Origin of the sequence: Bradyrhizobium sp. CCBAU 45394, assembly GCF_028128655.1 — a bacterium.
Taxonomy (GTDB): domain Bacteria; phylum Pseudomonadota; class Alphaproteobacteria; order Rhizobiales; family Xanthobacteraceae; genus Bradyrhizobium; species Bradyrhizobium diazoefficiens.
On sequence record NZ_LBIX01000169.1, the window covers coordinates 164111 to 186291 of the forward strand.

Below are 22181 nucleotides of genomic sequence, written 5' to 3' on the forward strand. Positions count from 1 at the left end.
TGTTATGGGTTTCATCAAATTTACCAAGGGCACCTCGTTGAGCGACAAGGACCGCAAGGCCCTGCAAAAGCTGCTGACCGACGAGAAGAAGAAGCTCCAGTCCGCGCTGAAGGACGTCGACGCCAGCCTTTCCATGCTGGGCGGCTCGAAGAAGGCCAAGAAGAAAAAGTAAGACTCGTCGGCCGGGACGCCGCACGAATCTTTCGGAAAACGGGCCGCTCGCCTGCGAGTTGGGGTCTCGCACAAGCTTGAGCTCGTAAACCGGCCTGCAAATCGACAAGAATTCGCCCGGGTGGACCGATAACAACGCTCCGCTCAGTTGGTTCTTGCTCAATTGATTCTTCCGTCAGGACCGGGGGATTTGGCCTCCGCCTGACGCCATGGGCCTGATTGATGGCAGACGACAGAATTGAACTGTTTGTCGGACTGATCGAGACTATTGACGCGCCGGGCGCGGCCGATGCGTGCCGGCGCCTGCTCTCGGTCGACGAACGAGTCCGCGCCGACCGCTTCGTGTTCGAGCGGCATCGGCGGCAATATATTTTCGCGCATGCCATGCTGCGCCTGGCACTGTCGCGGGTCGCGCCCAACGTCGCTCCCTCCGACTGGTCTTTTGGGGCCGGCCGCTACGGGCGACCGTTTGTCGCTGCGCCCGCGACCTCGATCGCGCTGCATTTCAGCCTGTCGCATGCCGATGGCTGCGTCGCCTGCGTCGTGTCCGGGCATGAGGCCGTCGGCGTCGACGTCGAAACCGTGTCGCGGCGTGTCGCCCCGCTCTCCACCGCGAATCGTTTCTTTGCGCCGGAGGAGGTCGAAACGCTGCGCAGCCTGCCGGAGCCGGCGGCGATCGAGCGCTTCTTCGACTATTGGACGCTCAAGGAGGCCTATCTGAAGGCCAGGGGCTTTGGCCTCAATTTGCCGCTCGACGCCTTCGCGATGCAGGTGTCGCGCGAGGCCATCGAGATCAGCTTCAAACCCGACATCGCCGACGATCCGTCGGGATGGCGCTTCTCGCTGTGCTCGCCCTCCCCCTCGCATCGCCTCGCGATTGCCGACGGCTCCCGTGCGGACGGCGGCCTTCCCATCAGCCGCAACGCCTGGCCGCTCCAGGAAGCGGCTGAATGACGACCTCGCGGCTGCGCGTCTTCCCCGCGATCTCGCGCAACCGCGACCCCAGGACATATGTCGGCGAGCTGATGCGGGTGGCGCAGTTCGCCGACAGCAACGGCTTCGAAGGCATTCTGCTGTTCGAAGGCAACGACGTGTTCGTCGAGCCCTGGGCAATGGCCCAGCACATCATGGCAGGGACGACGCGATCTTCGCCGCTGATCGCCGTCAACCCCATCTACATGCACCCGTTCACGGCAGCCAAATTCGTCTCCTCCTTCGCGCAGTTCTACGGCCGCAAGGTCTATCTCAACATGATCACGGGCACCGCGGTCAGCGACTTGCATGGCCTCGGCGACGACCAGTCCCATGCGAACCGCTACGTCCGTCTCGGCGAATTCGTCGCGCTGATGCGCCAGTTGCTCTCAAGCCCGCGGCCGGTGAATGTCGCGGGCCGGTTCTACCGTGCGAGCAACCTGCAACTGCGCCCCCGCCTGCCCGCGGAGCTGATGCCGGAATTTCTGATCGCGGGCCAGTCCGAGGCGGCACAGCGCGTGGCGAAGGAGACCGGCTGCATCAAGATGCAGATGTTGCCGCCGGACCTCGATCGCGGGCTCGATGTATCAGGCATGAATTTCGGCATTTTCGCGCGCGAGAGCCGCGACGAGGCGCGGCAGGCGGCCAGGGCGCGCTTTCGCGACAATCCCGATGATCGCGAGCTGCTCGCGCTCACCGTGGAGAACAGCGACTCCGTGTGGAAGCGGCGGCTGTACGAGGGGCAAAGCGGCGAGCTCGCGGACAATGGCTATTGGCTGCTGCCGTTCCTGACCTTCCAGGCCGACTGCCCCTATCTCGTCGGCAGCTATGCCGAGATCGGCGCGAAGCTGAAGGATTTCGCGGCGAAGGGCCTGACCACGATCATGCTCGACATGGTCGCGGACGAGGCCGAGATGCAGCACGTCTGCAAGGCGCTTGCGGCGAGCGGGATGTTCTGAGTTTTCCCTCTCTCCCCGCTTGCGGGGTGAGGGGGCTCTCCGCGAGGACTGTGACAGTCGGACTCGCGGAGAGTCCCCCTCACCCGGAATTTGCTGTCGCAAATTCCGGCCTCTCCCCGCACGCGGGGAGAGGCGAAGATATCACCGCGCTTCTTCAAACCCTGCCAGCACCGAGGTCAGGTTCGCACCCAGGATATCCGAGAGATAGCCGCCCTCCTGCACGAACACGGTCGGCAGGCCCATCCTGGCGATGGCCTGGCCGATACGGCGGAAACCCGGCGTGGTAACGGCAAGGCCCTTCAGTGGATCGTGCTCGGAGGCATCGAGGCCGAGCGCGATGACGAGGGCGCCGGGAGCAAAGGACTCGATCGCCTTGCGCGCGACATCCATCGCCTGGATGTAGCCGTCGTCGCCGGTGCCGATCGCCAGCGGGATGTTGAGATTGGTGCCGAGGCCCGGGCCTTCGCCGCGCTCGTGCGCATAGCCCCAGACATAAGGATAATATGTGACAGGATCGGCATGGATCGACACCGTGTACACGTCCGGCCGCGCATAAAAGATGCCTTGCGTGCCGTTGCCGTGGTGGACGTCGACGTCGAGGATCACGACGCGCTCGTGCTTGAGCCGCAGATGCGCGGCTGCAATCGCGCTGTTGTTGAGAAAGCAGAAGCCGCCGGCCATGTCGCGATAGGCGTGATGGCCGGGCGGACGGCAGAGCGCGTAGGTCGCGTCCTCGCCATCCATCACCATCTGCGCGGCGGTGACCGCAGCATCCGTCGCAGCACAGGCCGCGGCCCAGGTGCCCGGGCCGATTGGCGCTGCGGTGTCGGCCGTGTGCCAGCCGAGCTTGCCGACGATGTGGGTCGGATAGGTCGCGGCATGCCGCACGGGATGGATGTTGCCGATCATCTCGGGGCCGGAATCGCCGAGCGCGGTCCAGGCGTCCCAGGCCTCGCTCAGAAACGACAGATATTCCGGACTGTGGATGCGCGCGCGGGGTCCCTGCCCGAATGTCGTCGGCTCGACCAGTTGATGCTTGCCGTCCTTCAACCCCTTGAGCAGGCGGTCGGCGCGCTCGGGCTGCTCGGTGGTGCGCTTGACGACACCGCGAACCAGGAAGAATTGCGGATCATGGCTGCGGTGCAGTTCGGTATGGACGGCTTTCACTCAAACACTCCGTGGTCGCTTTGACGGTGCCACAGATTCTTGATCGCTGCGGCGGCCAGATGCAAGCAAGAAGAATGCCGCCTCTGTCGCACCGCTCTGCGTCGCAAGCAGATCGCGCCTGATGCTCAGCAGCGCCCGCGCTGGAGGCAGTGCTCGCGGCCCGGCTGATCGGTACGGAAGGCTTCGACAAAGCCGCCCTGACGCTGCGTGACGAAGACGGTCTTGCCGTCGCTGCCGCCGAAGGCGAGGTTGGTCGGCTCCTTGCCCTTCAGCGCGATCTCGCGCTCGACCGCGCCAGTGGGTTTCATCAGCGCGATCGTGCCCTTGAGGATGCGCGCGACGTAGAGGCGACCGGCAACGTCGGTGCGCAGCCCGTCGACGGTGTCGGGCTGAAACGACTTCACCAGCTTTGCGCCGGTGAGCTCGTTGCCGCTGATCGTATAGGACCAGATCTGGCCTGAGCTGGACTCCCCAACATAAAGCGTCTTGCCATCGGGGCTGAGATCGATGCCGTTGGTGGTGCCCATCGCGCGGGGCGCCGTCATCACCTGCCCCTGCACCGTTCCGTCGGCGGCTTTCGCGATGCGCCAGATGTGGCCCTCGCGACCCTTCCAGTTCGGATCGCTCGCATAGACCGTGCCGTCGCGCGCGACCGTGATGTCGTTGGGCTGGTTCATCTCGTCGGAGTGAAACCAGACTGCAGGTTCGGTGCTTCCCTTCGCAATGGTGAAGATGTTGTGCTTCTTGTAATCGGCAATGAACATCGCGCCGCTCCGATCGAAACGGATCGCGTTGCCGACGCTGCCTTCGGGGAGCGTCGTGAACAGCTCCGAAGCCGCAGCGCCCGCAGGCAGCTTGCCGATGGTGCCGGCCTTGCCGAGATTGACGACGAACAAATTGCCGTCGAGATCGGCGGCGGGTCCTTCGATGCCGAAAGTGTATTCGCTGGCGGGCGTGACCTGCACGCTGTCGAAAAGCTTGGTTTCGGCAGCAGCGGACGGCGCCGCGATGAGCAAGATGCTACTGCACAGGCACCAGAAATTCCTGCCGGATGTAATAGCCATCGTCGTCGGTGCACTCGCCATTCAGATAGGGATCGGCCGGCCGGAAGAATCGGCTGAAGCCGGGTTTGTCTACAGCGCTCCTTTGTGTCACGACAACGACCTTGGCAGCCGGTATTTCGCCGCATTCCTTGTTGGTTTTGCCAAAGAACCTGCGTTGCGGCGGACCGGCCTTGATCCGCATCCGCGTTCCCGGAACCATTCTGGCAACGAGCAGGTCAGCGGTATCGAGCAGGCGTGCGTAACCGGGCTCGGTCTTCGGCAGGCTTTCGCCGCCCGGCGGCATCAGCTTCTCGGCGCCGAGACCGCGAAGGCGCGTCCGCAGCCTGCCGGAATCGGGGTCGCCCGGATAGATCCAGCCGTCCTGCGACAGCATGAAGCGGAGCACCGTCGCATCCTTCTCCGCTTCCGACTGTCCTGCCTTCAGGCCGAAATCCGAATGGCAGCCGAGGCAATGCTTCTCGACGAGGCCCTTGCGCAGCGTGGTGAGGCGAACGCTGTTCTGCGCGTCCCTGGCGATGAAGGCCGCGAGCTGGTCGATCATCGCCTGGCTGCGCGTGTCGCAGGGCAGCGGCTGAGGCGCGTCGCCCGCGGCACGGTCGATGCGGATCACCGTCTGGTTCTTGTCCTCGACCAGCCAGATCGCGCCGTCCTCGGCGACCGTCATGCCGACCGGCGCGCCTTGCGGCCGCGCGCCGTTGACGCGGTGCCAGCCTGCAATCAGCTCCTCGAACGACGCGGCAGCGACCTCGCCGGCGTCGGTCTGGAAGCTGTGGGTCGGATCAGCCGCGCAGCTGACATGGTAGCGCACTGGCGCCGGGCTCGGCCTGGGAAAACCGTGGTCGTCGACATCGTAGGCGAGCACACGGCTGCCGGTCGGGCGATAGCCATGCAGGCCCACCAGCAGCTTGCCCTCGAGCTCCGGGAATTTCGCGCCGTGATAATAGAGCATCGCGAGCGGGGCGCCGTGCGGCGGCAGCAGCGAGAACGGCGGCTTGTAGAGCGCATTGGCCGTGCAGAGCGACTTGTAGGTCCCGGATTGCAGCACGCTCCTGAACTCGGGGCTCGGCGTCGACAGGTCGTAGCAATAGGGCCAGCCATAGTGCCTGCCCTGCTCGATCGCGTTGATCTCCTCGTTGGGCTTGAAGATGTCGGGCAGGTCGCGGCCGTTCTCGCCTTGCAGGAAGGCATAGCCGGCATCGGGGAAATTCGGATGCAGCGCCAGCGCCATCGAGTTGCGCAGGCCACGCGCGTAGACGGTGTGCGGCGGGTCAGGGTCGTTTGGCCTCAATGCCGGGAAGACGCCGCCTGACTGCGGCGTAAACAGCCAGATCGCGGCCATCGCGGAGGCCCCCTCGGCCGCCGCACAGGGCTTTGTGATCGGCGCAGGCGTGATGCAGTCGTCGCTGTGCGAGCCGACATTGACGAACAGCCGGCCGTTCCTGTCAAAGACGAACTGCTTGAGCGGATGCGCACTCTCGTCGAGCCTGGTGCCGTCGGGCAGCGTGATCCGGCGGCCCGGCATGTGACGGATGATGGTCTCGACCGTACCGCGCGGATTGTCCGCGAGCGGATCGAACCGGAAGATCGTCTCGGCGGTCGAGGCGTAGAGCTTCTTGTCCGGGCCGATCACGAGGCCGAACGGATATTCGAGGCCGGTCAGCAGTTCCTTGAATCGCTGCCCCGGCGGCGCATGCGGATCGAGCAGCAGCAGCCGCCCATCGGTGTGGCCCCAGCCCCCCATGTCGGCGACCACGAACAGGTCGCGGCCGGGCACCTGGACGATCGAACGCGGAAACTTGAGGCGATCCTCCTCGCTGGCGACGAGGCCGGCGCAAAATCCCGCCTTCATATCGATCTGGAGTCTTGGAAAAGCGAGATCGCCGCTGCCGCAGCTTTCCGTGCCGATCGCGTAGCCGCTTTTCCTGACCGACTCGGACGAGGCCGGGGCCAGGCCGAGCAGCACTGCGACGACGGCCGCCACAAGCAAGCGCAGGCTCGGGCGTTCACAGCGGAATGTGAAGTCGTTCACAGCGGCCTCCCGGACGTATCGTCCAGGGTTGTTCCATGCCGCCTGCGCGCCGTCCAGTTGCCGATCACCCGCCTGTGATTAAACCTGTAACGACCTTGGTGCCGACCAACCTCCGTAGATTCCCTTACCGGGCTCGACCCGAATATTTTTCGACCGTTTCCGATGGTATCGGTTTGCCGTCCCAATCGCTTTCTACAGGAGGCGTGTATGGTTCAGATGTATTTCCACTGCTCGAATACCGAAGGCACGCTGATCGATCGGTACGGCACGGCGGTAGCCAATCTGACCGAGGCACGCGACCGCGCCGCCCAGATCATGCGTTCGATGATCCTGACGCCCGGTGCGGAAGACTGGCGCGACTGGGTGATCCATGTCAGCGGCGACGACGGCGAGGAGATTTTCGACCTCCCCTTCACCGCCATGCTCGGCAAGCCGCATTGAGGTGATGCCATGCTGATCGCGTCCTTGAGCCTGCTCCGCCAGCCCTTGAACTTCGTTGCCACCAAATGGCTGACGCTGGTCAGGGTCGCCGGCGACCCCTACCGCCCCGAGCTGCACTACATGCGCGGCCCCGGCCCGAAATGGCACGCCAAGTATCAGGCCAGCCGTCTGAACCGCGCGCTCTGAAGCTGTCGTCTCGCCGCTTGCCGCAAACCGGTTCTCCAAACTCGCTATGCCCGGGCAGCTCCCGGGCATTGACGTCTTCGGCTCGTCACCGCCCGGTGAACTTCGCCTTGCGCTTCTCGACGAAGGCATTGCGGCCTTCGATGGCGTCGGCGCTTTTCCGGATCGTGGCCTGAAGCTCGATCTCGCGGCGGAACTGGGCCTCATAGGTCGCGTGCTCGCTCTCCTCGACCAGCGCGCGGGTTGCGACCAAAGCGCGCGTCGGGCCCTCCGCCAGGCCGCGCGCCAGCACCAGCGCCTCTCCCATCAGCTTCTCGTCGTCGACGACCTGCCGCACCAGGCCGATCTCCTGGGCGCGTTCCGCCGTCAGCGGCTCGTTGAGCAGCATCAGCTCGAGCGCCCGCTGCCGGCCGACCAGGCGCGGCAGCAGCCAGGTCGAGCCGAGATCGGGCACCAGCGCAATGCGGCTGAACACCTGGATGAAGCTCGCCGACCGCGCCGCGACGATGATGTCGCCGGCCATCGCGAGGCTGAAGCCGCCGCCGGCCGCCACCCCGTTGACGGCGACGACGACGGGCACGCGGCATTCGCGGAGCGCCTTGAAGGCCGGCCAGTAGAAGCGCATCACGCCGGCGGCGATGTCCTCGCCGAGCGCCTCGGAGGCCTTCAAATTCTGTCCCGAGCAGAAGCCGCGCCCGGCGCCGGTGAGGATCAGCGCGCGAACGCCCTCGTCCTGCGTCATGTCGCCGATGGCGACAGCCAGCGCGCCGAGCAGGTCCGGCGTCATCGCGTTCAGGCTCGCCGGCTCGTCCAGCGTCAGGATCCCGACCGCGCCATCCCGCGCCTGTTTCACACCAGCCATGCCGCTTCTCCCTTTGGATGTTCTCGTTGGCCGCAATGTGCCATTGTCCGCGCGCTTCGCCAAATGCGGAGCTTTTCAAGTCGGCACCACCAAGCCAAGACCACCGAAGACAGACACAAGACCGCATCATGCCTCATCAGTTCAGCCTCGCCCAAACCGTCCGCAAGCCTGCCGTCAAGACCAAGGGCGGTATCGTCGCCGCGCAATCGCGCCGGGCCGCCGAAGTGGGCGCGCAAGTGCTGGCCGCGGGCGGCGATTGCGTCGACGCGATCGTCGCGACCACCATGGCGCTGAACGTGCTGGAGCCCTGGAACAGCGGCATCGGCGGTGGCGGCGCGATGGTGCTCTACCGCGCCAGGGAAAATCGCACCGAGGTGATCGACTACGGCATGTGCGCCCCGCAGAGCCTGCGCGTCGCGGACTATCCGCTCAGCGGCGAAGGCGCAGCGTCCGATCTCTTTCCCTGGCCGCGGGTGAAGGACGATCGCAACATCCACGGCCCCGGCGCGATCGCCGTGCCCGGTGTCGTCGCCGGCATGGAGGAAGCGCATCGCCGCCACGCCAAACTGCCGTGGAAGGACCTGGTCGCGCCGGCCGCCGCGCTCGCCGGCGAAGGCCTGCTGGCCGATTGGTGGACCACACTGACGATCGCAAGCTCGGCGGCTGACCTCCGGCGCTATCCCGCGAGCGCGGCAGCGTTCCTGAAGGACGGCCTGCCGCCGACCGCGCCATGGGGCATCAAGTCCGAGACGCGGCTGCCGCAGGACAAGTTGAAGGCAACGCTATCGCACCTCGCCGAAGCCGGACCGCGTGATTTCTACCAGGGCGATCTCGCCAAAAGCATCGCATCCGACATCAAGGCCGACGGCGGCTCGCTGTCGGTCGAGGACCTCGCCGCATTCCGCGCCCATCTGCGCGAGCCGCTGGCGATCCCCTATCGCGGCGGCAAGGTGTTTGCGACGCCGGAGCTCACCGCCGGACCGACGCTGGCGCACGCGCTGCGCCTGTTGCAGCTAAATCTGAAACCGGCAGGTGCACCCGATGCCGCCACCTACGCCGAATATGCGCTCGCCCTGCAAGCTGCCTATCGCGAACGGCTCAAGGACATGGGCGATGCCGACGGCAAGCGCTCGCTCGGCGCCGAATATCTGGCACCAGCCTGCACCACGCATTTCTCCGTCGTCGACCGCCACGGCAATGTCGCCGCGGTGACGCAGACACTGCTTTCGTCCTTCGGCTCGAAATACGTGACGCCGCACACCGGCATCGCCATGAACAACGGCATCATGTGGTTCGATCCAACGCCCGGCACCACCAACTCGCTCGCTCCGGGCAAGCGCTGCCTCACCAACTACACGCCCGTCATCGCCGAGACCAGGGACGGCAAGCGTCTCGCCATCGGCGCCTCCGGCGGCCGCCGCATCCTGCCCGCGGTGATGCAACTCGCATCGTTCGCAATGGATTTCGGCATGGACCTCGACGCGGCGATCCACCAGCCGCGCATCGACGCCAGCGAGGGCGCGGTCGTGATCGGCGATGTCAGACTGCCGGCAGACACACGCAAGGCGCTGGCCGCACGCTTCGACTATGAAGAGAGCCGGGTGCAGGCGCTGCCGCAGAAATTCGCCTGCCCGAGCGTGGTGATGCGCGAGGGCGAGGTCAATTCCGGCGCGGTCGAGATCTTCCAGCCGTGGGCCGATGCGGTGGCGGAGGCCTGAGTCCGTTTACGAGAGAGCGTGCCAGCGGTGAACCGCGGGCACGTCGCAAGCGCGGATGTGCCAGCACGCGTTGAGCCGATGCGCGATCGCGCATCTCCGCGAGCGTCACGACTCCTCCACATTTGCAGGGAACTTAGCTGCGCACAGTCCGTTCATTGATCGGACAAGTGCGCTCGCCCCACTGGAGAACATGATGAAGAAACTTGCGCTCGCCGCGTCGCTGATCATTGCGGCGGGTTTCACACTGACCAACCCTGCGTTTGCAAAGGGTGGTCATGGTCACGGCCACGGTTACGGCCACGCGATGGGCCATCATTACCATGGCACGCCGCCCGGATGGTCGCATGGACGCAAGGTCGGCTGGCGCGGTCACGGGTGCCCGCCCGGACTGTGGAAGCAGGGCCGCTGCTGACGCGATCTACAATTCCTGCAAGGCGCCGCCCCTGACAAGGCGGCGCCTTCTTCATATGCCGAGCCGGTCCCGCACGCGCCCTGTGATGACCGCGGTCGTCACCCCCACCGGCCAGAACGCATGCATCGGGATCGGCTTGATGCCGGTGACGGGCATGTCGATCTCGGCCTTGGCGCCGCCGATCAGGCGGCGGGCGAGCTGCGCGCCCATCGCGGTCGAGAGCGCGACGCCGCGGCCGTTACAGCCGAGCGAGATCAGGATACTTTCGGCGGGCTCGTGCACATGCGGATAGTGGTCCTTGGTGATCGCGAGCCGGCTATTCCAGCCATGGGTCCAGGCGACGCCCTTCAGCTGCGGCCATAGCCGCTCAGCGTAGCGGATGAGATAGGAGACATCTGACGGCGAGCTGATCCAGCGCATCGGGCCGCGGCCGCCCATCAAGAGGCGGTTGTGCTGATCGATGCGGTAGTAGACCGTGATGTGGCCGCTCTCGTAGAGCACGGGACGCGTCGGCATGATCGAGCGGGCGACCTCCTCGGAGAGCGGCGCGGAGGCGACGATCGAGGAAAACACCGGCACGATGGTGCGGCGAAGCGCCGGCCAGAGATCATCGGTGAAGCCATTGGTGGCGAGCAGCACCTTTTCTGCACGAACCACCGCGCGCGGCGTCTCGATGCGCCAATGCGCGCCGTCGCGGCGCAGCGACAGCGCCGGCGTCTCGCCATGCACCTTTGCACCGGCCGAGATCGCGGCACGCGCGAGACCGCGGGCGTAGCTGAGGGGATGCAGGTCGCCGCCGCGCGAGTCCAGCATGGCGCCGATATAGCGGTCGGTGCCGGTCATCTCGCGCAGCTGCTCGCGGTTCAGATATGTCACCGGCATGCCGCGGCGGATGCATTGCTGCGCGGTCTTCTCGATCGCAGCGGCACTGGCCTCGTTATAGGCCGCACGCAGCGTTCCGTTCTGCCGCGCCTCGCACGGGATCTGGTAGCGACGGATCAGCTCGTGCGTAAAATTCGGCGCGCCGTACGAGAACTCGATCATGCGGCGGCCAAGTTCAGTGCCGAAATCGGCCTCGATCTGGTCGGGATCGTGCTTCAGGCCGGGATTGGTGTGGCCGCCATTGTTGCCGGACGCGCCCCAGCCCGGCTCCTGCGCCTCCAGCACCAAGGCCTCGACGCCCTGCTCCGCCAGATGCAGCGCGGTGGACAGGCCGGTGTAGCCGCCGCCGATAATCGCGACGGAGACGGTCTTGTCGGCGTCGAGCGGCGGCGTGGCGACCGGCGCAACGGCGGTGTCAGCATAAATCGAGGGCGGCAGAGGCAGGCGCGCAGTCATGGCGAAGACCGATCAGAGCGGATGCAGCACCCGGCGCAGGAAATCCTGCGTGCGCGGGTGCTGGGGTTGGTTGAGCACCGATTTGGCCGGCCCCTGCTCGACGATGACGCCGCCGTCGATGAACAGCACGCGATCGGCGACGTCGCGGGCGAAGCCCATCTCGTGGGTGACGACGACCATGGTCATGCCGTCGTCGGCGAGCTTGCGCATCACGCCGAGAACGTCGCCGACGAGTTCGGGATCGAGCGCCGAGGTCGGCTCGTCGAACAGGATCGCCTTGGGCTGCATCGCGAGCGCGCGCGCGATCGCGACGCGCTGCTGCTGGCCGCCGGAAAGCTGCGGCGGGTGCGCGTCGGCCTTTTCGGCGAGGCCCACCTGGGCGAGCAGCGCGCGGCCGCGCTCGAGCACTTGCGCACGCGCCTCCTTCTTCACGTAGAGCGGGCCCTCGACCACGTTCTCCAGCACCGTGCGATGCGGAAACAGGTTGAAGCGCTGGAACACCATCGAGACCTGGGTGCGGACGTTCACGATCGACGGCGCATCGCGGTCGACCTTCAATCCTTCGACATTGATCTCGCCGCGATCGTAGCTTTCCAGCCCATTGATACAGCGCAGGATGGTCGACTTGCCGGAGCCGGACGGGCCGACGATGCAGACCACCTCGCCCTTCTCGACCTTCGCCGTGATGCCCTTGAGCACCTCGACCTTGCCGAAACTCTTGTGAACGTCGGTGAGCTCGATCATTTCTTGCCCGCCCGCTTTTCGAAGTGGCGAACCAGCAGGATCAGCGGAATGCTCATAGTCAGGTACATCAACGCCACCAGCGTGAACACGCTGGTGTTCTTGAAGGTCGAGGACGCGATCAGCTTGCCCTGCAGCGCAAGCTCGGCGACCGTGATGGTCGAGGCCTGCGACGAATCCTTCAGCATCATGATCATGACGTTGCCGTAGGGAGGCAGCACGATGCGCACCGCCTGCGGCAGCACCACGCGGCGCATGGTGAGCCACCAGCCCATGCCGATCGACTGCGCCGCCTCGATCTGGCCCTTGTCGATCGCCTCGATGCCGGCGCGGAAGTTTTCCGCCTGGTAGGCCGAATAGGCGATGCCGAGCCCGAGGATGGCGGCCTGCAAGGCCGACAGCGTGACACCGAGATCGGGCATCACGAAGTAGAGGTAGAACAGCAGCACGATGATCGGGATGCCGCGGATCACGTTGATCAGGCTGGCGCTGAGCATCGACAGGACCTTGATGCCGGAGACCCGCATCATCGCCCAGACGAGGCCGAGCACCGTCGAGAGCAGCAGCGAGCCGATGGTGACGACGATCGTCAGCGCGACGCCGCTCATCAGGATCGGGAAGAACTCGGCAGCGTCGTGCCAAAAGCCTTTCATCGGGCAGCCTTCGATCAGCCTCTAGCAATCAGCCTTGGGCCTTCTGGCCCCATTTTTCGAGGATCTTGTCGATGGTGCCGTTGGCCTTGAGCTTGGCCAGCGAGGCGTTGATCTTGCCGAGCAGCGCGCTGTCGCCCTTGCGCACGCCGATGCCGACCGAGCCGACCGTGACCGGCTTGTAGCTGTCGACGAGCCGCACATCGGGGAAGCCGCCCTGCTTCAGATTGTAGGCGAGGATCGGATAGTCGGCGTAGCCGGCCTTGAGGCGGCCGGTGTTCACGTCGCGCAGGATGTCGGGAATGGTGTCGTAGGCCTTGACGTCGGCGAACAGTCCCGACTTCTTCAACGCGTCGACGAAGGCGGTGCCGACCTGGGCGCCGACCGTCTCGCCCTTCAGGTCGTCCTGCGTGGCGTAGGCCTTGGTGTCGTTCTTCGGCACCACCAGACCTTCGCCATAAGTGTAGATCGGGTCGGAGAAGTCGACGACCTCCTTGCGCGGCGCAGTGATGAACATTGCGGCCGCGATGATGTCGATCTTGCTCGAGGTCAGCGACGGGATCAGCGCCGAGAACGACATCGGCTCGATCTGCACGTTGAGGCCGGCGTCCTTGCCGATCTCGGTGATGAGATCGACCATGATGCCCTGGATGGTATTGGTCTTGGTGTCGAGGAAAGTGAAGGGAATGCCCGTCGGCGTCGAGCCGACCTTCAGCACCTGCTGCGCGGAGGCCGGCACGACCGCGGCAATCGCGAGCGCCGCGGCTGCGGCCTGGACAAAACGCTTCAACGCCATCGCATCCCCCTTTGGGTCCGGCCGCTGGCGGCGCTCGCAGATGTCTTGATCGCAGACATTGCGGGCCAAGCCGTTTCGGCCTATTTTCACCAATATGAAAATTTGGTCACACTTTCGCAGGTGATGCAAGCGGTTTTCATGCACATGAAGGAAGCGGTTTGACGTGAGCGGTGGCAAAAGAATGCGCAAACCGGCCGCCGCAAAGCCGGCCAGGAAGCTGAAGGCCAAGACGGTGCCGGCCAAGGCGATGACCAAGCCGGCCGAGCCCGCGATGGACGTCGCGGTCGGCCGCCGCATCCGCGATATCAGGCGCGTCAGGCAATTCTCGCTGGAAACGGTCGCCGCGCGCACCGGCCTGTCGATCGGCTTCCTCAGCCAGATCGAGCGCGGCCTGTCGTCGCCGTCGCTGCGCGCGCTGGCAACGCTCTCCGACGTGCTCGGCGTCGGCATGGCGGCTTTGTTCGGTTCGAACCCAAGTGCCGACGGTGCCTCCGACCAGGTGGTGACGCGCGGGCTTCAGCGGCCGGAACTGAAACTCTGGCGCAGCGGAATTTCGAAGCAATTGCTGAGCGCCGCGGGCAGCGACAACCGGCTCAACCTGTTCCTGGTGCACATCGATCCCGGCGGCTCCGCGGGCGACGAGCTCTACACCCATGACGGCGAGGAAGCCGGCCTCGTGCTTGAAGGTGAGATGATGCTGACGGTGGACAGCGAGACGTGGTCGCTGAAGACCGGCGACAGCTTTCGCTTCGCCAGCCGCCGGCCACACCGGTTTTCCAATCCGGCGCAGGATGCCAAGGCCGTGGTGCTGTGGGTGAATTGCGTGACGGGGGCGGGGTAGTCAATTGCCGTCATTCCGGGGCGCCTCGAAGAGGCGAACCCGGAATCTCGAGATTCCGGATTCGATGCTTCGCATCGACCCGGAATGACAGCGTCAATCACCCGAACCGGTGCGTGTACCGATCCACCGTCAGCGCGCTGACGTCGACCTCCGGCTTCTTGCCTGACAGCATGTCCGCGAGCACCCGTCCCGAACCGCAGGACATGGTCCAGCCGAGCGTGCCGTGTCCGGTGTTGAGGTGGAGATTGGCGTATTGCGTCGGGCCGATCACGGGCGGGCCGTCCGGCGTCATCGGACGCAGGCCGCTCCAGAACGTCGCCTTGGACAGATCGCCGCCGCGCGGGAACAGATCAGTCAAGGAGTGATCCAGCGTGGCGCGGCGGGCGTCATAGAGCTTGCTCGAGAAGCCCGAGATTTCGGCGGTGCCGCCGACGCGGATGCGATCGCCGAGGCGCGTGATCGCGACCTTGTAGCTCTCGTCCATCACGGTCGATTCCGGCGCGCCGGAAGCGTCCTTGATCGGCACCGTGATCGAATAGCCCTTCACCGGATAGACCGGCAGCGAAATACCGAGCGGCGCAACGAGTCGCGACGACCAGCTTCCGAGCGCAAGGACGTAGGCGTCGGCCTGCAACACGCCGGCGCTGGTCACGACGCCGCTGACGCGTGCGCCGTCGGTGACGATGCGGTCGATGCCGGTGTTGAACATGAAGCGCACGCCGAGCGCCTGGGCATGCTTGGCCAGCGCCTGCGTGAACATGTGGCAGTCGCCGGTCTCGTCCTCCGGCAGGCGAAGTCCGCCGGCGAACTTCTCCTTCACGCCGGCGAGCGCCGGCTCGACCGCGATGCAGCCTTCGCGGCCCAGCACCTCGAAGGGCACGCCATATTGCTTGAGCACGGCGATGTCTTCGCCGGTGCCGTCGAGCTGCGCCTGGTGGCGGAACAGCTGGAGCGTGCCCTGCGAGCGCTCGTCATATTGAATGCCGATGTCGCGGCGCAGGTCGCGCAGGCAGTCGCGGCTGTATTCCGCGATCGGGATCATCCGGCTCTTGTTGACCGCGTAGCGCGCGCTGGTGCAGTTGCGCAGCATCTTGAGCAGCCAGACCCACATCACCGGATCGAGCTTCGGCCGGATCACCAGCGGGCCGTGCTTCATCAAGAGCCACTTGACCGCCTTCACCGGCACGCCGGGCCCAGCCCAAGGCGAGGAATAGCCGGGCGACACCTCGCCGGCATTGGCGAAAGAGGTCTCCAGTGCCGGCTCCGGTTGACGGTCGACGACCGTCACGTCATGGCCGGCACGCGCAAGGTAGTAGGCAGAGGTGACACCGATGACACCGCTGCCGAGGATCAGAACTTTCACGCTTCGTCAAACTCCCGCGGCATCACGCTCGCCGCTGCCAAGAAGAAACTCCGCAACGGCGAGAGCAATTATCAGGCCACCTTCTTGATGGCGTCGCCGAGGATCGAGACCATCTGGTCGATATGGCTCTTCTCGACGATGAGCGGAGGCGACATCGCGAAGCTATCGCCGCTCATACGCAAATAGAGGCCGGTGTTGAAGCAGTCGACCATCACGTCGTAACCGCGCGCACCGACCACGCCGGCGCGCGGCGCCAGCTCGACCGCGCCCATCAGGCCGCAATTGCGGATGTCGACGACGTTCGGCAGGCCCTTCAGCGAATGCAGCGCATCGCGCCAGTACTCGGCGATCGACGCACCGCGCGTGAGCAAGCCTTCGTCCTTGTAGATGTCGAGCGTCGCGATGCCGGCGGCGCAGGCGGTCGGATGCGCCGAATAGGTGTAGCCGTGGAACAGCTCCATCTGGTTCTCGGGGCCGACCATCATCCCGTCGTGCACCTTGCGGCTCGCGAACACCGCGCCGCAGGGAATGGTGCCGTTGGTGATGCCCTTGGCCGTCGTCATCAGGTCCGGCGTGACGCCGAAGAAGTTGGCGGCGAACGGCGTGCCGAGGCGACCGAAGCCGGTGATGACCTCGTCGAAGATCAGCAGGATGCCGTGCTTGTCGCAGATCTCGCGCAGGCGCTGCAGATAGCCCTTCGGCGGCGGCAGCACCGCGGTCGAGCCCGGCACCGGCTCGACGATGACGGCGGCGATCGTCTCGGCGCCGTGCAGGCCAACCAGGCGCTCGAGATCGTCGGCGAGCTCGGCACCATGCTCCGGCTGGTCCTTGGCGAAGGCGTTGCGGCTGAGATCGTGGGTGTGGCGGATGTGGTCGACGCCCGGCAGCAGGGTCGCGAAGGCGCGGCGGTTGGCGACCATGCCGCCGACCGACGTGCCGCCGAAGCCGACGCCGTGATAACCACGCTCACGGCCGATCAGGCGGGTGCGGCTCGACTGGCCGGTGGCGCGATGATAGGCGAGCGCGATCTTGAGCGCGGTGTCCACCGACTCGGAGCCGGAATTGGTGAAGAAGATCCGGTCGAGGCCCTTCGGCGCGATCTCGGCGAGCCGCTCGGCGAAATCGAACGCCAGCGGATGGCCCATCTGGAACGTGGGCGCGAAGTCCAGCGTCATCAGCTGCCGCTCGACCGCGGCGGCGATCTGCTTGCGGCCGTGGCCGGCATTGACGCACCAGAGGCCGGCGGAGCCGTCGATCACCTTGCGGCCGTCGACGGTGGTGTAGTGCATGCCCTCGGCCGAGGAGAACAGGCGCGGCGCCTTCTTGAACTGACGGTTGGCCGTGAACGGCATCCAGAACGAGTCGGTCTTGATAGTGTTCGGAATCTGATGAAGGGTCACGGCCGCGCTCCTTTGCTGACGAGATAGCAGAGGCACGGCTTCCAAGGCGCAACAAGTCCTTTTCTGGTGACCTGCAAGCCATTGATTTCACTGGGGCCGCTGGTCCATATTTGCGCGATCCGCAACACCTGCAACAGGGACCAGGGGCATGAGCGTCGACATCGGTGGACGGCTGCGATTCATCCGGGCGCGCCAGAAGCTGTCGCAGCGCGAGCTTGCCAAGCGCGCCGGCGTCACCAATTCGACGATTTCGCTGATCGAATCCAACCAGATGAACCCGTCGGTCGGCGCGCTCAAGCGCATCCTCGACGGCATCCCGATGGGGCTCGCCGAGTTCTTCGCACTGGAGCCGGAGAGCCGGCGCAAGATCTTCTATCGCGCCGAAGAGCTGACCGAGGTCGGCAAGAAGCCGATCTCGTATCGGCAAGTCGGCGACAATCTGTTCGGCCGCAGCCTGCAGATTCTGAAAGAGCGCTACGAGCCCGGCAGCGACACCGGGCGCGTGCATCTCGTCCATGACGGCGAGGAAGGCGGCATCGTGATTTCAGGCAAGCTCGAAGTCACCGTCGAGGACGAGCGCCGCATCCTCAATCCCGGCGATGCCTATTATTTCGAGAGCCGCCGCCCGCATCGCTTCCGCTGCGTCGGCGGCAAGCCGTGCGAAGTGATCTCGGCCTGCACGCCGCCGACGTTTTGACGCGGATCAAAATCCTCCGGGATATTACGGAGCCACCGGTTTCCTACGGAGCTTGAGCCATCTCAATTTCCGCGAGCCGAACCTCTATATATTACGAGCCGTAGCCGAGCAGCCTGGCGCAGAGGTGCTGAGGTTATGGCCCCGGACTCCTAGGCACTCCGGGGCCGCTTCGTAACAGGGCTCGCCGATGAAGATCACGCTCGCCAATGCAGAAGCCGCGCTCGACGAAGTTCGGCGCGATGCCGACAAGCTCCACTCGCGCGAGCTGCGCGAGGCCATCGCCGCATACATCGAGACGCAGAGAGAGGCGATCAAGGCCCTCCGGCGGAAGATGAACTGACGCTTCGACGCGGGGCGCCAGCCGTGCGGCGATCTCCGCGCGGCTCTCGTTGACATCGCCGCAGCGCTCAAGGCTGCGTCAGCAATTCCTCGATGCGGATCGGAAAGCGGCGCACGCGCACCCCGGTCGCGTGCCAGACGGCGTTGGCGACCGCGCCCGCACTGCCGGTGATGCCGATCTCGCCGACGCCCTTGATCCCGAGCGCATTCACATGCGGGTCGTGCTCCTCGACAGTAATGACGTCGAGCGGCGGCACGTCGGCATTCACGGGGATGTGGTACTCGCCGAGATTGGCATTCATGATCCGGCCGCTGCGGCGGTCGGTGATGGCCTCCTCGTGCAGCGCGAAGGACATCCCCCAGATCATGCCGCCGAACAGCTGGCTCTTCACCAGATGCGGATTGACGATGCGCCCCGCGGCGAAGGCGCCGACCATGCGCGTGACGCGGACCTGGCCGAGCTCGGGATCGACCTTCACCTCCGCGAACACCGCGCCATGGGCGTGCATGGCATACTCCTCCATCGCCGCAGGATTTGGCGCGCCGGTGCCACGCGCCTCGACCTCCGCGACGCCGGCACGCGCGAGGATCTCGGCATAGCTCTCGCCGCGACTCTCGTCGTCACGCCGGAACAGCTTTCCGTCGCGCGCGACCACGCCGGCATTGCCGGCGCCGAACAGCGGCGAGCGCTCGTCGCCGGTGGCAAGAGCGGCGAGCTTTGCAATCACGGCCGCGCCGGCGCTGTGGATCGCGGCGCCCGCGGTCGCCGTGTGCGCCGAGCCGCCGGCAATGCCGGCGTCGGGTAGGTCGGACGTTCCGGCCTTGAACGTGACGCGATCGATATCGAGGCCGAGACCGTCGGCTGCGATCTGGGCGAGTGCCGTCCAGGCGCCCTGCCCCATGTCATGCGCGCCGATCTCCATTGCACCGGTGCCGTCGCGGCGGAGCGCGGCACGCGCTTCCGCCTGGAACATCAGCGCCGGGAAGGTCGCGGTGCCCATGCCCCAGCCGACCAGAAGACCGGCATCGTCGCGCATCTGCCGCGGCTGGAGCGAGCGCTTGGCCCAGCCGAAGCGCGCGGCGCCCTGCGCGTAGCAGGCACGCAGCGCCTTGGATGAGAACGGCTTTCCCGTGATCGGCTCGACCTCGGCGTAGTTCTTCAGACGGAAGGCGAGCGGATCGATGCCGCAGGCCCAGGCCATCTCGTCGATCGCACTCTCGAGCGCAATCGAGCCGGTCGCCTCGCCCGGCGCGCGCATGAACAGCGGCGTACCGGTGTTGACGCGCACGGCATCGTGCGAGGTGCGGATCGCAGGCGCCGCATAGAGCGTGTGCGAGGCATCGGCGGCGGGCTCGTAGAAATCGTCGAACGTGCTCGACACGGTCCGCGCATGGTGATCGAGCGCGGTCAGGCGCCCCTCGCCGTCGGCGCCGATGCGCAGCCGCTGGCGGGTCGGTGCGCGATGGCCGACCGGGCCATACATCTGCTCACGGCGCAGCACGAGCTTCACCGGCCGGCCGACGAGCTTGGCAGCCATGATGCCGAGGGTCGGCGGGCCGGACATCAGCCCCTTGGAGCCGAAACCGCCACCGAGGAACGGACTGCGGATGTGGATCTTGTCAGGCGCAATGCCGAACAGCTCGGCGATGCGCCCGAGCGACAGCATCAGGCCCTGGGTCGGCATGTCGACCGACAGATTGTCCCCGTCCCAGCTGGCCACGATCGCATGCGGCTCCATGGCATTGTGATATTGCGGCGGCGTCTCGTAGACCGCATCGATCTGCTTCTCGGCCGAGGCAAGGCCCGCCTCGACATCGCCGCGGTGGCTTTCCGTGGGATTGCCGACGCCGACGACCGGCGGCACGTAGCTCTCGCCGGCATCGAGGCCGACGAGCGCAGGCAGCGCCTCATAGCGCGGCGCCAGCAGCACCGCGCCTTCCGTTGCCGCTTCCAGCGTCTCGGCGATCACGACGGCGATCGGCTGGTTGGCGTAGCGGACCTCGTCGCTCTGCAGCACCTCCATCCGGAACACGAACGGGTTGGTCTTGATCTCGGGGTCGATCGCGAGTGGCGGCTTGTGGTCTGGTGTCATGACGTCGACGACGCCGGGATGGCGCTTGGCAGCAGAGACATCGAGCGAGACCACGCGGCCGCGCGCAATGCTCGAGACCGCCATCACCGCAAACAGCATCCCGGGCGGATGATTGTCGGCCGCATAAGTCGCCTGACCCTTGACCTTGAGGAGGCCGTCGCGCCGGGTCAGAGGCTGGCCGATGCTCGAGCCGTGGCGCAGATGGGCGGGAGCGCTGGTGAGATTGAGCTCAGGCATGGATGGCTCCGGAGGTCGAGGCAAAGGGAGAGGCCGGCAGCGCCGGCAGGCGCGCCGGCGTACCGGCGGCGGCGAGAGTCAACGCGCGCACGACGATGCGGCGGGCGAGCTCGATCTTGAAGGCATTGTCGCCGGACGGCTTTGCGTCGGTGAGCGCGCGCCAGGCGGCTTCCTGGAAGGCGTCGGCCGTGGGTGCGACACCCTTGAGCACGTCTTCCCCGGCGCGGGCACGCCAGGGCTTTGCGGCAACGCCGCCGAGCGCGAGCCGCGCCTCCCTGATCTTGCCGTTCTCGATCTGCAACGCAGCGGCGGCCGAGACGACGGCAAAGGCGTAAGATGTGCGCTCACGAACCTTGAGGTAGCGCGCATGCGCCGCAAAGCTGCGCGCCGCAGCCGGCAGGCGCACCGCGACAATCAGGTCGCCGGGTTCGAGCGCGGCCTCGCGCTGAGGCGTATCGCCGGGCAGGCGATGCAGTTCGTCCAGTGCGATCTCGCGACGCCCGCTCCTGCCCTCGATCTCGACGATGGCGTCAAGTGCAACCAGGGGCACGCAGAAGTCCGAGGGATGCGTGGCGATGCAACTCTCGCTCCAGCCGAGCACGGCATGGGTGCGGTTCTCGCCGTCGCGGGCGTCGCAGCCACTGCCCGCCTCGCGCTTGTTGCAGCGGCTGGCGGTGTCATAGAAATATGCGCAGCGCGTCCGTTGCAGCAGATTGCCGCCGACGGTCGCAGCGTTGCGCAATTGCGCCGATGCGCCGGAGAGCAGCGCTTCGGCGACGGCCGGATAGGACTTCGCGAAGCCGGCATCGTGCGCGAGATCGGCGTTGCTCACCAGCGCGCCGATACGCAGCGACCCGTCGGCGAGATGCTCGATTGCGTCGAGCCCTTCGAGATGCGTGACATCGACCAGGCGATCCGGACCGCTGACGCCGCCCTTCATCAGATCGAGCAAATTGGTGCCGGCGGCGAGATAGACAGCGCCCGGCTGGCCGGCGGCGGCAACGGCTTCAGTAACCGTGGCCGGCCTGACATAATAGAACGGTTTCATGCGGAGCGCCTCTGGCTGGATTCGTCCATGCGTTCTTGCGCCTCGCGCACGGCGTCGACGATGCCGGCATAGGCGCCGCAGCGGCAGAGATTGCCGCTCATGCATTCGCGGATGCGTTCGGGATCGTCGCCGGCCTGGGCCTCGCGCATCATGCCGATCGCGCTCATGATCTGGCCGGGCGTGCAAAAGCCGCACTGAAATCCGTCATGGGCAATGAAGGCGGCCTGCACGGGGTGAAGCTGGTCGCCGCGCGCGACGCCCTCGATAGTGAGGATGTCGGCGCCGTCATGGCTGACGGCGAGCGCGAGGCAGGAATTGATGCGCTTGCCGTCGACGAGAATGGTGCAGGCGCCGCACTGGCCGCGGTCGCATCCCTTCTTGGTTCCGGTCAGATGGAGGCGCTCACGCAGGAGATCGAGCAGCGTGACGCGCGGATCGTCGAGGACGAAGTCGCGCCGCGCACCGTTCACGGTGAGGCTGATGGAGTGGTTCATACAAGGCTCCGATCAGATATGGACATGAGTGATCGCGCGGCGCGCCACCGCCGTGGCCGCCGTCGATTCCAGCGTTGACCGGGCGAAGCCGGGCAACATCCCAACGAAGATACGGAGGCACCCTCCGCTTAACAAGGGCCGCCGAAAAATATTTGGAATTCGTCAA

General features: G+C 66.0%; 23 protein-coding genes. 10 read left to right on the forward strand and 13 right to left on the reverse strand.

Annotated elements, in window-relative coordinates:
- The first annotated feature begins 4 nt into the window (after positions 1–4).
- The 3 genes from WN73_RS26685 (at position 5) to WN73_RS26695 (ending at position 2102) form a co-directional block, all read left to right on the forward strand.
- Positions 5–172: a hypothetical protein gene (locus WN73_RS26685; RefSeq protein WP_166466031.1), complete on the forward strand. Its 168-nt coding sequence runs from the start codon at positions 5–7 to the stop codon at positions 170–172.
- 221 nt (positions 173–393) lie between these two features.
- Positions 394–1125: a 4'-phosphopantetheinyl transferase family protein gene (locus tag WN73_RS26690; RefSeq protein WP_011085024.1), complete on the forward strand. Its 732-nt coding sequence runs from the start codon at positions 394–396 to the stop codon at positions 1123–1125.
- A complete protein-coding gene (locus WN73_RS26695) occupies positions 1122–2102 on the forward strand; it encodes an LLM class flavin-dependent oxidoreductase (RefSeq protein ID WP_028175190.1) in 981 nt (326 codons plus the stop codon). Before WN73_RS26690 ends, WN73_RS26695 begins: the two co-directional genes overlap by 4 nt.
- Positions 2103–2243: 141 nt before the next feature.
- Here WN73_RS26695 and WN73_RS26700 read toward each other — a convergent pair whose 3' ends face one another.
- The 3 genes from WN73_RS26700 to WN73_RS26710 form a co-directional block, all read right to left on the reverse strand.
- Entirely contained in the window at positions 2244–3269 is a 1026-nt protein-coding gene (locus WN73_RS26700) for a histone deacetylase family protein (protein ID WP_271555363.1), read from the reverse strand.
- Between the two features lie 125 nt (positions 3270–3394).
- Positions 3395–4333: an SMP-30/gluconolactonase/LRE family protein gene (locus WN73_RS26705; RefSeq protein ID WP_028175188.1), complete on the reverse strand. Its 939-nt coding sequence runs from the start codon at positions 4331–4333 to the stop codon at positions 3395–3397.
- On the reverse strand, positions 4290–6362 hold the full coding sequence (locus tag WN73_RS26710) for a PQQ-dependent sugar dehydrogenase (protein ID WP_271555364.1): 2073 nt from the start codon (positions 6360–6362) through the stop codon (positions 4290–4292). The genes WN73_RS26705 and WN73_RS26710 overlap by 44 nt, the downstream gene beginning before the upstream one ends.
- Before the next feature lie 207 nt (positions 6363–6569).
- On the opposite strand from WN73_RS26710, the gene WN73_RS26715 reads away from it, so the two are divergent.
- Both WN73_RS26715 and WN73_RS26720 read left to right on the forward strand, forming a co-directional pair.
- Positions 6570–6803: a DUF6894 family protein gene (locus tag WN73_RS26715; RefSeq protein ID WP_028175186.1), complete on the forward strand. Its 234-nt coding sequence runs from the start codon at positions 6570–6572 to the stop codon at positions 6801–6803.
- A gap of 9 nt (positions 6804–6812) precedes the next feature.
- Complete coding sequence (locus WN73_RS26720) at positions 6813–6989, forward strand: hypothetical protein (RefSeq protein WP_166466030.1); 177 nt, start codon at positions 6813–6815, stop codon at positions 6987–6989.
- Positions 6990–7074: 85 nt separating this feature from the next.
- On the opposite strand, the gene WN73_RS26725 is transcribed toward WN73_RS26720, so the two are convergent.
- On the reverse strand, positions 7075–7848 hold the full coding sequence (locus WN73_RS26725) for an enoyl-CoA hydratase-related protein (RefSeq protein ID WP_028175185.1): 774 nt from the start codon (positions 7846–7848) through the stop codon (positions 7075–7077).
- A gap of 128 nt (positions 7849–7976) precedes the next feature.
- Between WN73_RS26725 and WN73_RS26730 the strand changes: the two genes are divergently transcribed.
- Complete coding sequence (locus tag WN73_RS26730; RefSeq protein ID WP_028175184.1) at positions 7977–9566, forward strand: gamma-glutamyltransferase family protein; 1590 nt, start codon at positions 7977–7979, stop codon at positions 9564–9566.
- 190 nt (positions 9567–9756) lie between these two features.
- A complete protein-coding gene (locus tag WN73_RS26735; RefSeq protein WP_039185885.1) occupies positions 9757–9978 on the forward strand; it encodes a hypothetical protein in 222 nt (73 codons plus the stop codon).
- Between the two features lie 51 nt (positions 9979–10029).
- Here the strand turns inward: WN73_RS26735 and WN73_RS26740 are convergent, their stop codons facing one another.
- Genes WN73_RS26740 through WN73_RS26755 form a run of 4 tightly spaced genes read right to left on the reverse strand, consistent with a single transcriptional unit; the run spans position 10030 to position 13503 of the window.
- A complete protein-coding gene (locus tag WN73_RS26740; protein WP_271555365.1) occupies positions 10030–11316 on the reverse strand; it encodes an NAD(P)/FAD-dependent oxidoreductase in 1287 nt (428 codons plus the stop codon).
- Between the two features lie 12 nt (positions 11317–11328).
- Positions 11329–12060 (reverse strand): amino acid ABC transporter ATP-binding protein, encoded by a 732-nt coding sequence (locus WN73_RS26745; RefSeq protein ID WP_011085014.1) that lies wholly within the window; start codon positions 12058–12060, stop codon positions 11329–11331.
- Positions 12057–12710 (reverse strand): amino acid ABC transporter permease, encoded by a 654-nt coding sequence (locus tag WN73_RS26750; protein WP_028175182.1) that lies wholly within the window; start codon positions 12708–12710, stop codon positions 12057–12059. Before WN73_RS26750 ends, WN73_RS26745 begins: the two co-directional genes overlap by 4 nt.
- 28 nt (positions 12711–12738) lie before the next feature.
- Complete coding sequence (locus WN73_RS26755; RefSeq protein WP_074077668.1) at positions 12739–13503, reverse strand: ABC transporter substrate-binding protein; 765 nt, start codon at positions 13501–13503, stop codon at positions 12739–12741.
- Between the two features lie 181 nt (positions 13504–13684).
- On the opposite strand from WN73_RS26755, the gene WN73_RS26760 reads away from it, so the two are divergent.
- The gene (locus tag WN73_RS26760) at positions 13685–14344 is read left to right on the forward strand and encodes a helix-turn-helix domain-containing protein (protein ID WP_039185887.1); all 660 of its coding nucleotides are present in this window, start codon (positions 13685–13687) and stop codon (positions 14342–14344) included.
- A gap of 97 nt (positions 14345–14441) precedes the next feature.
- Here the strand turns inward: WN73_RS26760 and WN73_RS26765 are convergent, their stop codons facing one another.
- Together WN73_RS26765 and WN73_RS26770 are read right to left on the reverse strand one after the other, a co-directional pair.
- Positions 14442–15707 (reverse strand): D-amino acid dehydrogenase, encoded by a 1266-nt coding sequence (locus WN73_RS26765; protein WP_028175179.1) that lies wholly within the window; start codon positions 15705–15707, stop codon positions 14442–14444.
- A 71-nt stretch (positions 15708–15778) separates the two neighbouring features.
- Complete coding sequence (locus WN73_RS26770; RefSeq protein ID WP_039185890.1) at positions 15779–17107, reverse strand: aspartate aminotransferase family protein; 1329 nt, start codon at positions 17105–17107, stop codon at positions 15779–15781.
- 148 nt (positions 17108–17255) lie between these two features.
- Here WN73_RS26770 and WN73_RS26775 point away from each other — a divergent pair, with 148 nt between their 5' ends.
- Both WN73_RS26775 and WN73_RS26780 read left to right on the forward strand, forming a co-directional pair.
- Entirely contained in the window at positions 17256–17804 is a 549-nt protein-coding gene (locus WN73_RS26775; protein ID WP_011085008.1) for a cupin domain-containing protein, read from the forward strand.
- Between the two features lie 187 nt (positions 17805–17991).
- Positions 17992–18144, forward strand: coding sequence for a hypothetical protein (locus WN73_RS26780; RefSeq protein ID WP_165448138.1), 153 nt, complete (start codon positions 17992–17994; stop codon positions 18142–18144).
- 67 nt (positions 18145–18211) lie between these two features.
- On the opposite strand, the gene WN73_RS26785 is transcribed toward WN73_RS26780, so the two are convergent.
- From WN73_RS26785 to WN73_RS26795, 3 genes are read right to left on the reverse strand one after another with little or no spacing between them, the layout of a single operon-like run.
- On the reverse strand, positions 18212–20473 hold the full coding sequence (locus WN73_RS26785; RefSeq protein WP_028175177.1) for a xanthine dehydrogenase family protein molybdopterin-binding subunit: 2262 nt from the start codon (positions 20471–20473) through the stop codon (positions 18212–18214).
- Positions 20466–21521 carry an FAD binding domain-containing protein gene (locus WN73_RS26790; RefSeq protein ID WP_028175176.1) on the reverse strand — a complete coding sequence of 352 codons (1056 nt, stop codon included), beginning with the start codon at positions 21519–21521 and terminating at the stop codon, positions 20466–20468. Before WN73_RS26790 ends, WN73_RS26785 begins: the two co-directional genes overlap by 8 nt.
- Complete coding sequence (locus WN73_RS26795; protein ID WP_028175175.1) at positions 21518–22015, reverse strand: (2Fe-2S)-binding protein; 498 nt, start codon at positions 22013–22015, stop codon at positions 21518–21520. Before WN73_RS26795 ends, WN73_RS26790 begins: the two co-directional genes overlap by 4 nt.
- Between the last annotated feature and the right edge of the window lie 166 nt (positions 22016–22181).

Bases quoted from the DNA above. Each gene is read 5' to 3' on its own strand.
- WN73_RS26685 (WP_166466031.1), top strand. From the start codon at position 5: ATGGGTTTCATCAAATTTACCAAGGGCACCTCGTTGAGCGACAAGGAC.
- WN73_RS26690 (WP_011085024.1), top strand. From the start codon at position 394: ATGGCAGACGACAGAATTGAACTGTTTGTCGGACTGATCGAGACTATT.
- WN73_RS26695 (WP_028175190.1), top strand. From the start codon at position 1,122: ATGACGACCTCGCGGCTGCGCGTCTTCCCCGCGATCTCGCGCAACCGC.
- WN73_RS26705 (WP_028175188.1), bottom strand. From the start codon at position 4,333: ATGGCTATTACATCCGGCAGGAATTTCTGGTGCCTGTGCAGTAGCATC.
- WN73_RS26715 (WP_028175186.1), top strand. From the start codon at position 6,570: ATGGTTCAGATGTATTTCCACTGCTCGAATACCGAAGGCACGCTGATC.
- WN73_RS26720 (WP_166466030.1), top strand. From the start codon at position 6,813: ATGCTGATCGCGTCCTTGAGCCTGCTCCGCCAGCCCTTGAACTTCGTT.
- WN73_RS26725 (WP_028175185.1), bottom strand. From the start codon at position 7,848: ATGGCTGGTGTGAAACAGGCGCGGGATGGCGCGGTCGGGATCCTGACG.
- WN73_RS26730 (WP_028175184.1), top strand. From the start codon at position 7,977: ATGCCTCATCAGTTCAGCCTCGCCCAAACCGTCCGCAAGCCTGCCGTC.
- WN73_RS26735 (WP_039185885.1), top strand. From the start codon at position 9,757: ATGATGAAGAAACTTGCGCTCGCCGCGTCGCTGATCATTGCGGCGGGT.
- WN73_RS26740 (WP_271555365.1), bottom strand. From the start codon at position 11,316: ATGACTGCGCGCCTGCCTCTGCCGCCCTCGATTTATGCTGACACCGCC.
- WN73_RS26745 (WP_011085014.1), bottom strand. From the start codon at position 12,060: ATGATCGAGCTCACCGACGTTCACAAGAGTTTCGGCAAGGTCGAGGTG.
- WN73_RS26750 (WP_028175182.1), bottom strand. From the start codon at position 12,710: ATGAAAGGCTTTTGGCACGACGCTGCCGAGTTCTTCCCGATCCTGATG.
- WN73_RS26755 (WP_074077668.1), bottom strand. From the start codon at position 13,503: ATGGCGTTGAAGCGTTTTGTCCAGGCCGCAGCCGCGGCGCTCGCGATT.
- WN73_RS26760 (WP_039185887.1), top strand. From the start codon at position 13,685: ATGCGCAAACCGGCCGCCGCAAAGCCGGCCAGGAAGCTGAAGGCCAAG.
- WN73_RS26775 (WP_011085008.1), top strand. From the start codon at position 17,256: ATGAGCGTCGACATCGGTGGACGGCTGCGATTCATCCGGGCGCGCCAG.
- WN73_RS26780 (WP_165448138.1), top strand. From the start codon at position 17,992: ATGAAGATCACGCTCGCCAATGCAGAAGCCGCGCTCGACGAAGTTCGG.
- WN73_RS26785 (WP_028175177.1), bottom strand. From the start codon at position 20,473: ATGCCTGAGCTCAATCTCACCAGCGCTCCCGCCCATCTGCGCCACGGC.
- WN73_RS26790 (WP_028175176.1), bottom strand. From the start codon at position 21,521: ATGAAACCGTTCTATTATGTCAGGCCGGCCACGGTTACTGAAGCCGTT.
- WN73_RS26795 (WP_028175175.1), bottom strand. From the start codon at position 22,015: ATGAACCACTCCATCAGCCTCACCGTGAACGGTGCGCGGCGCGACTTC.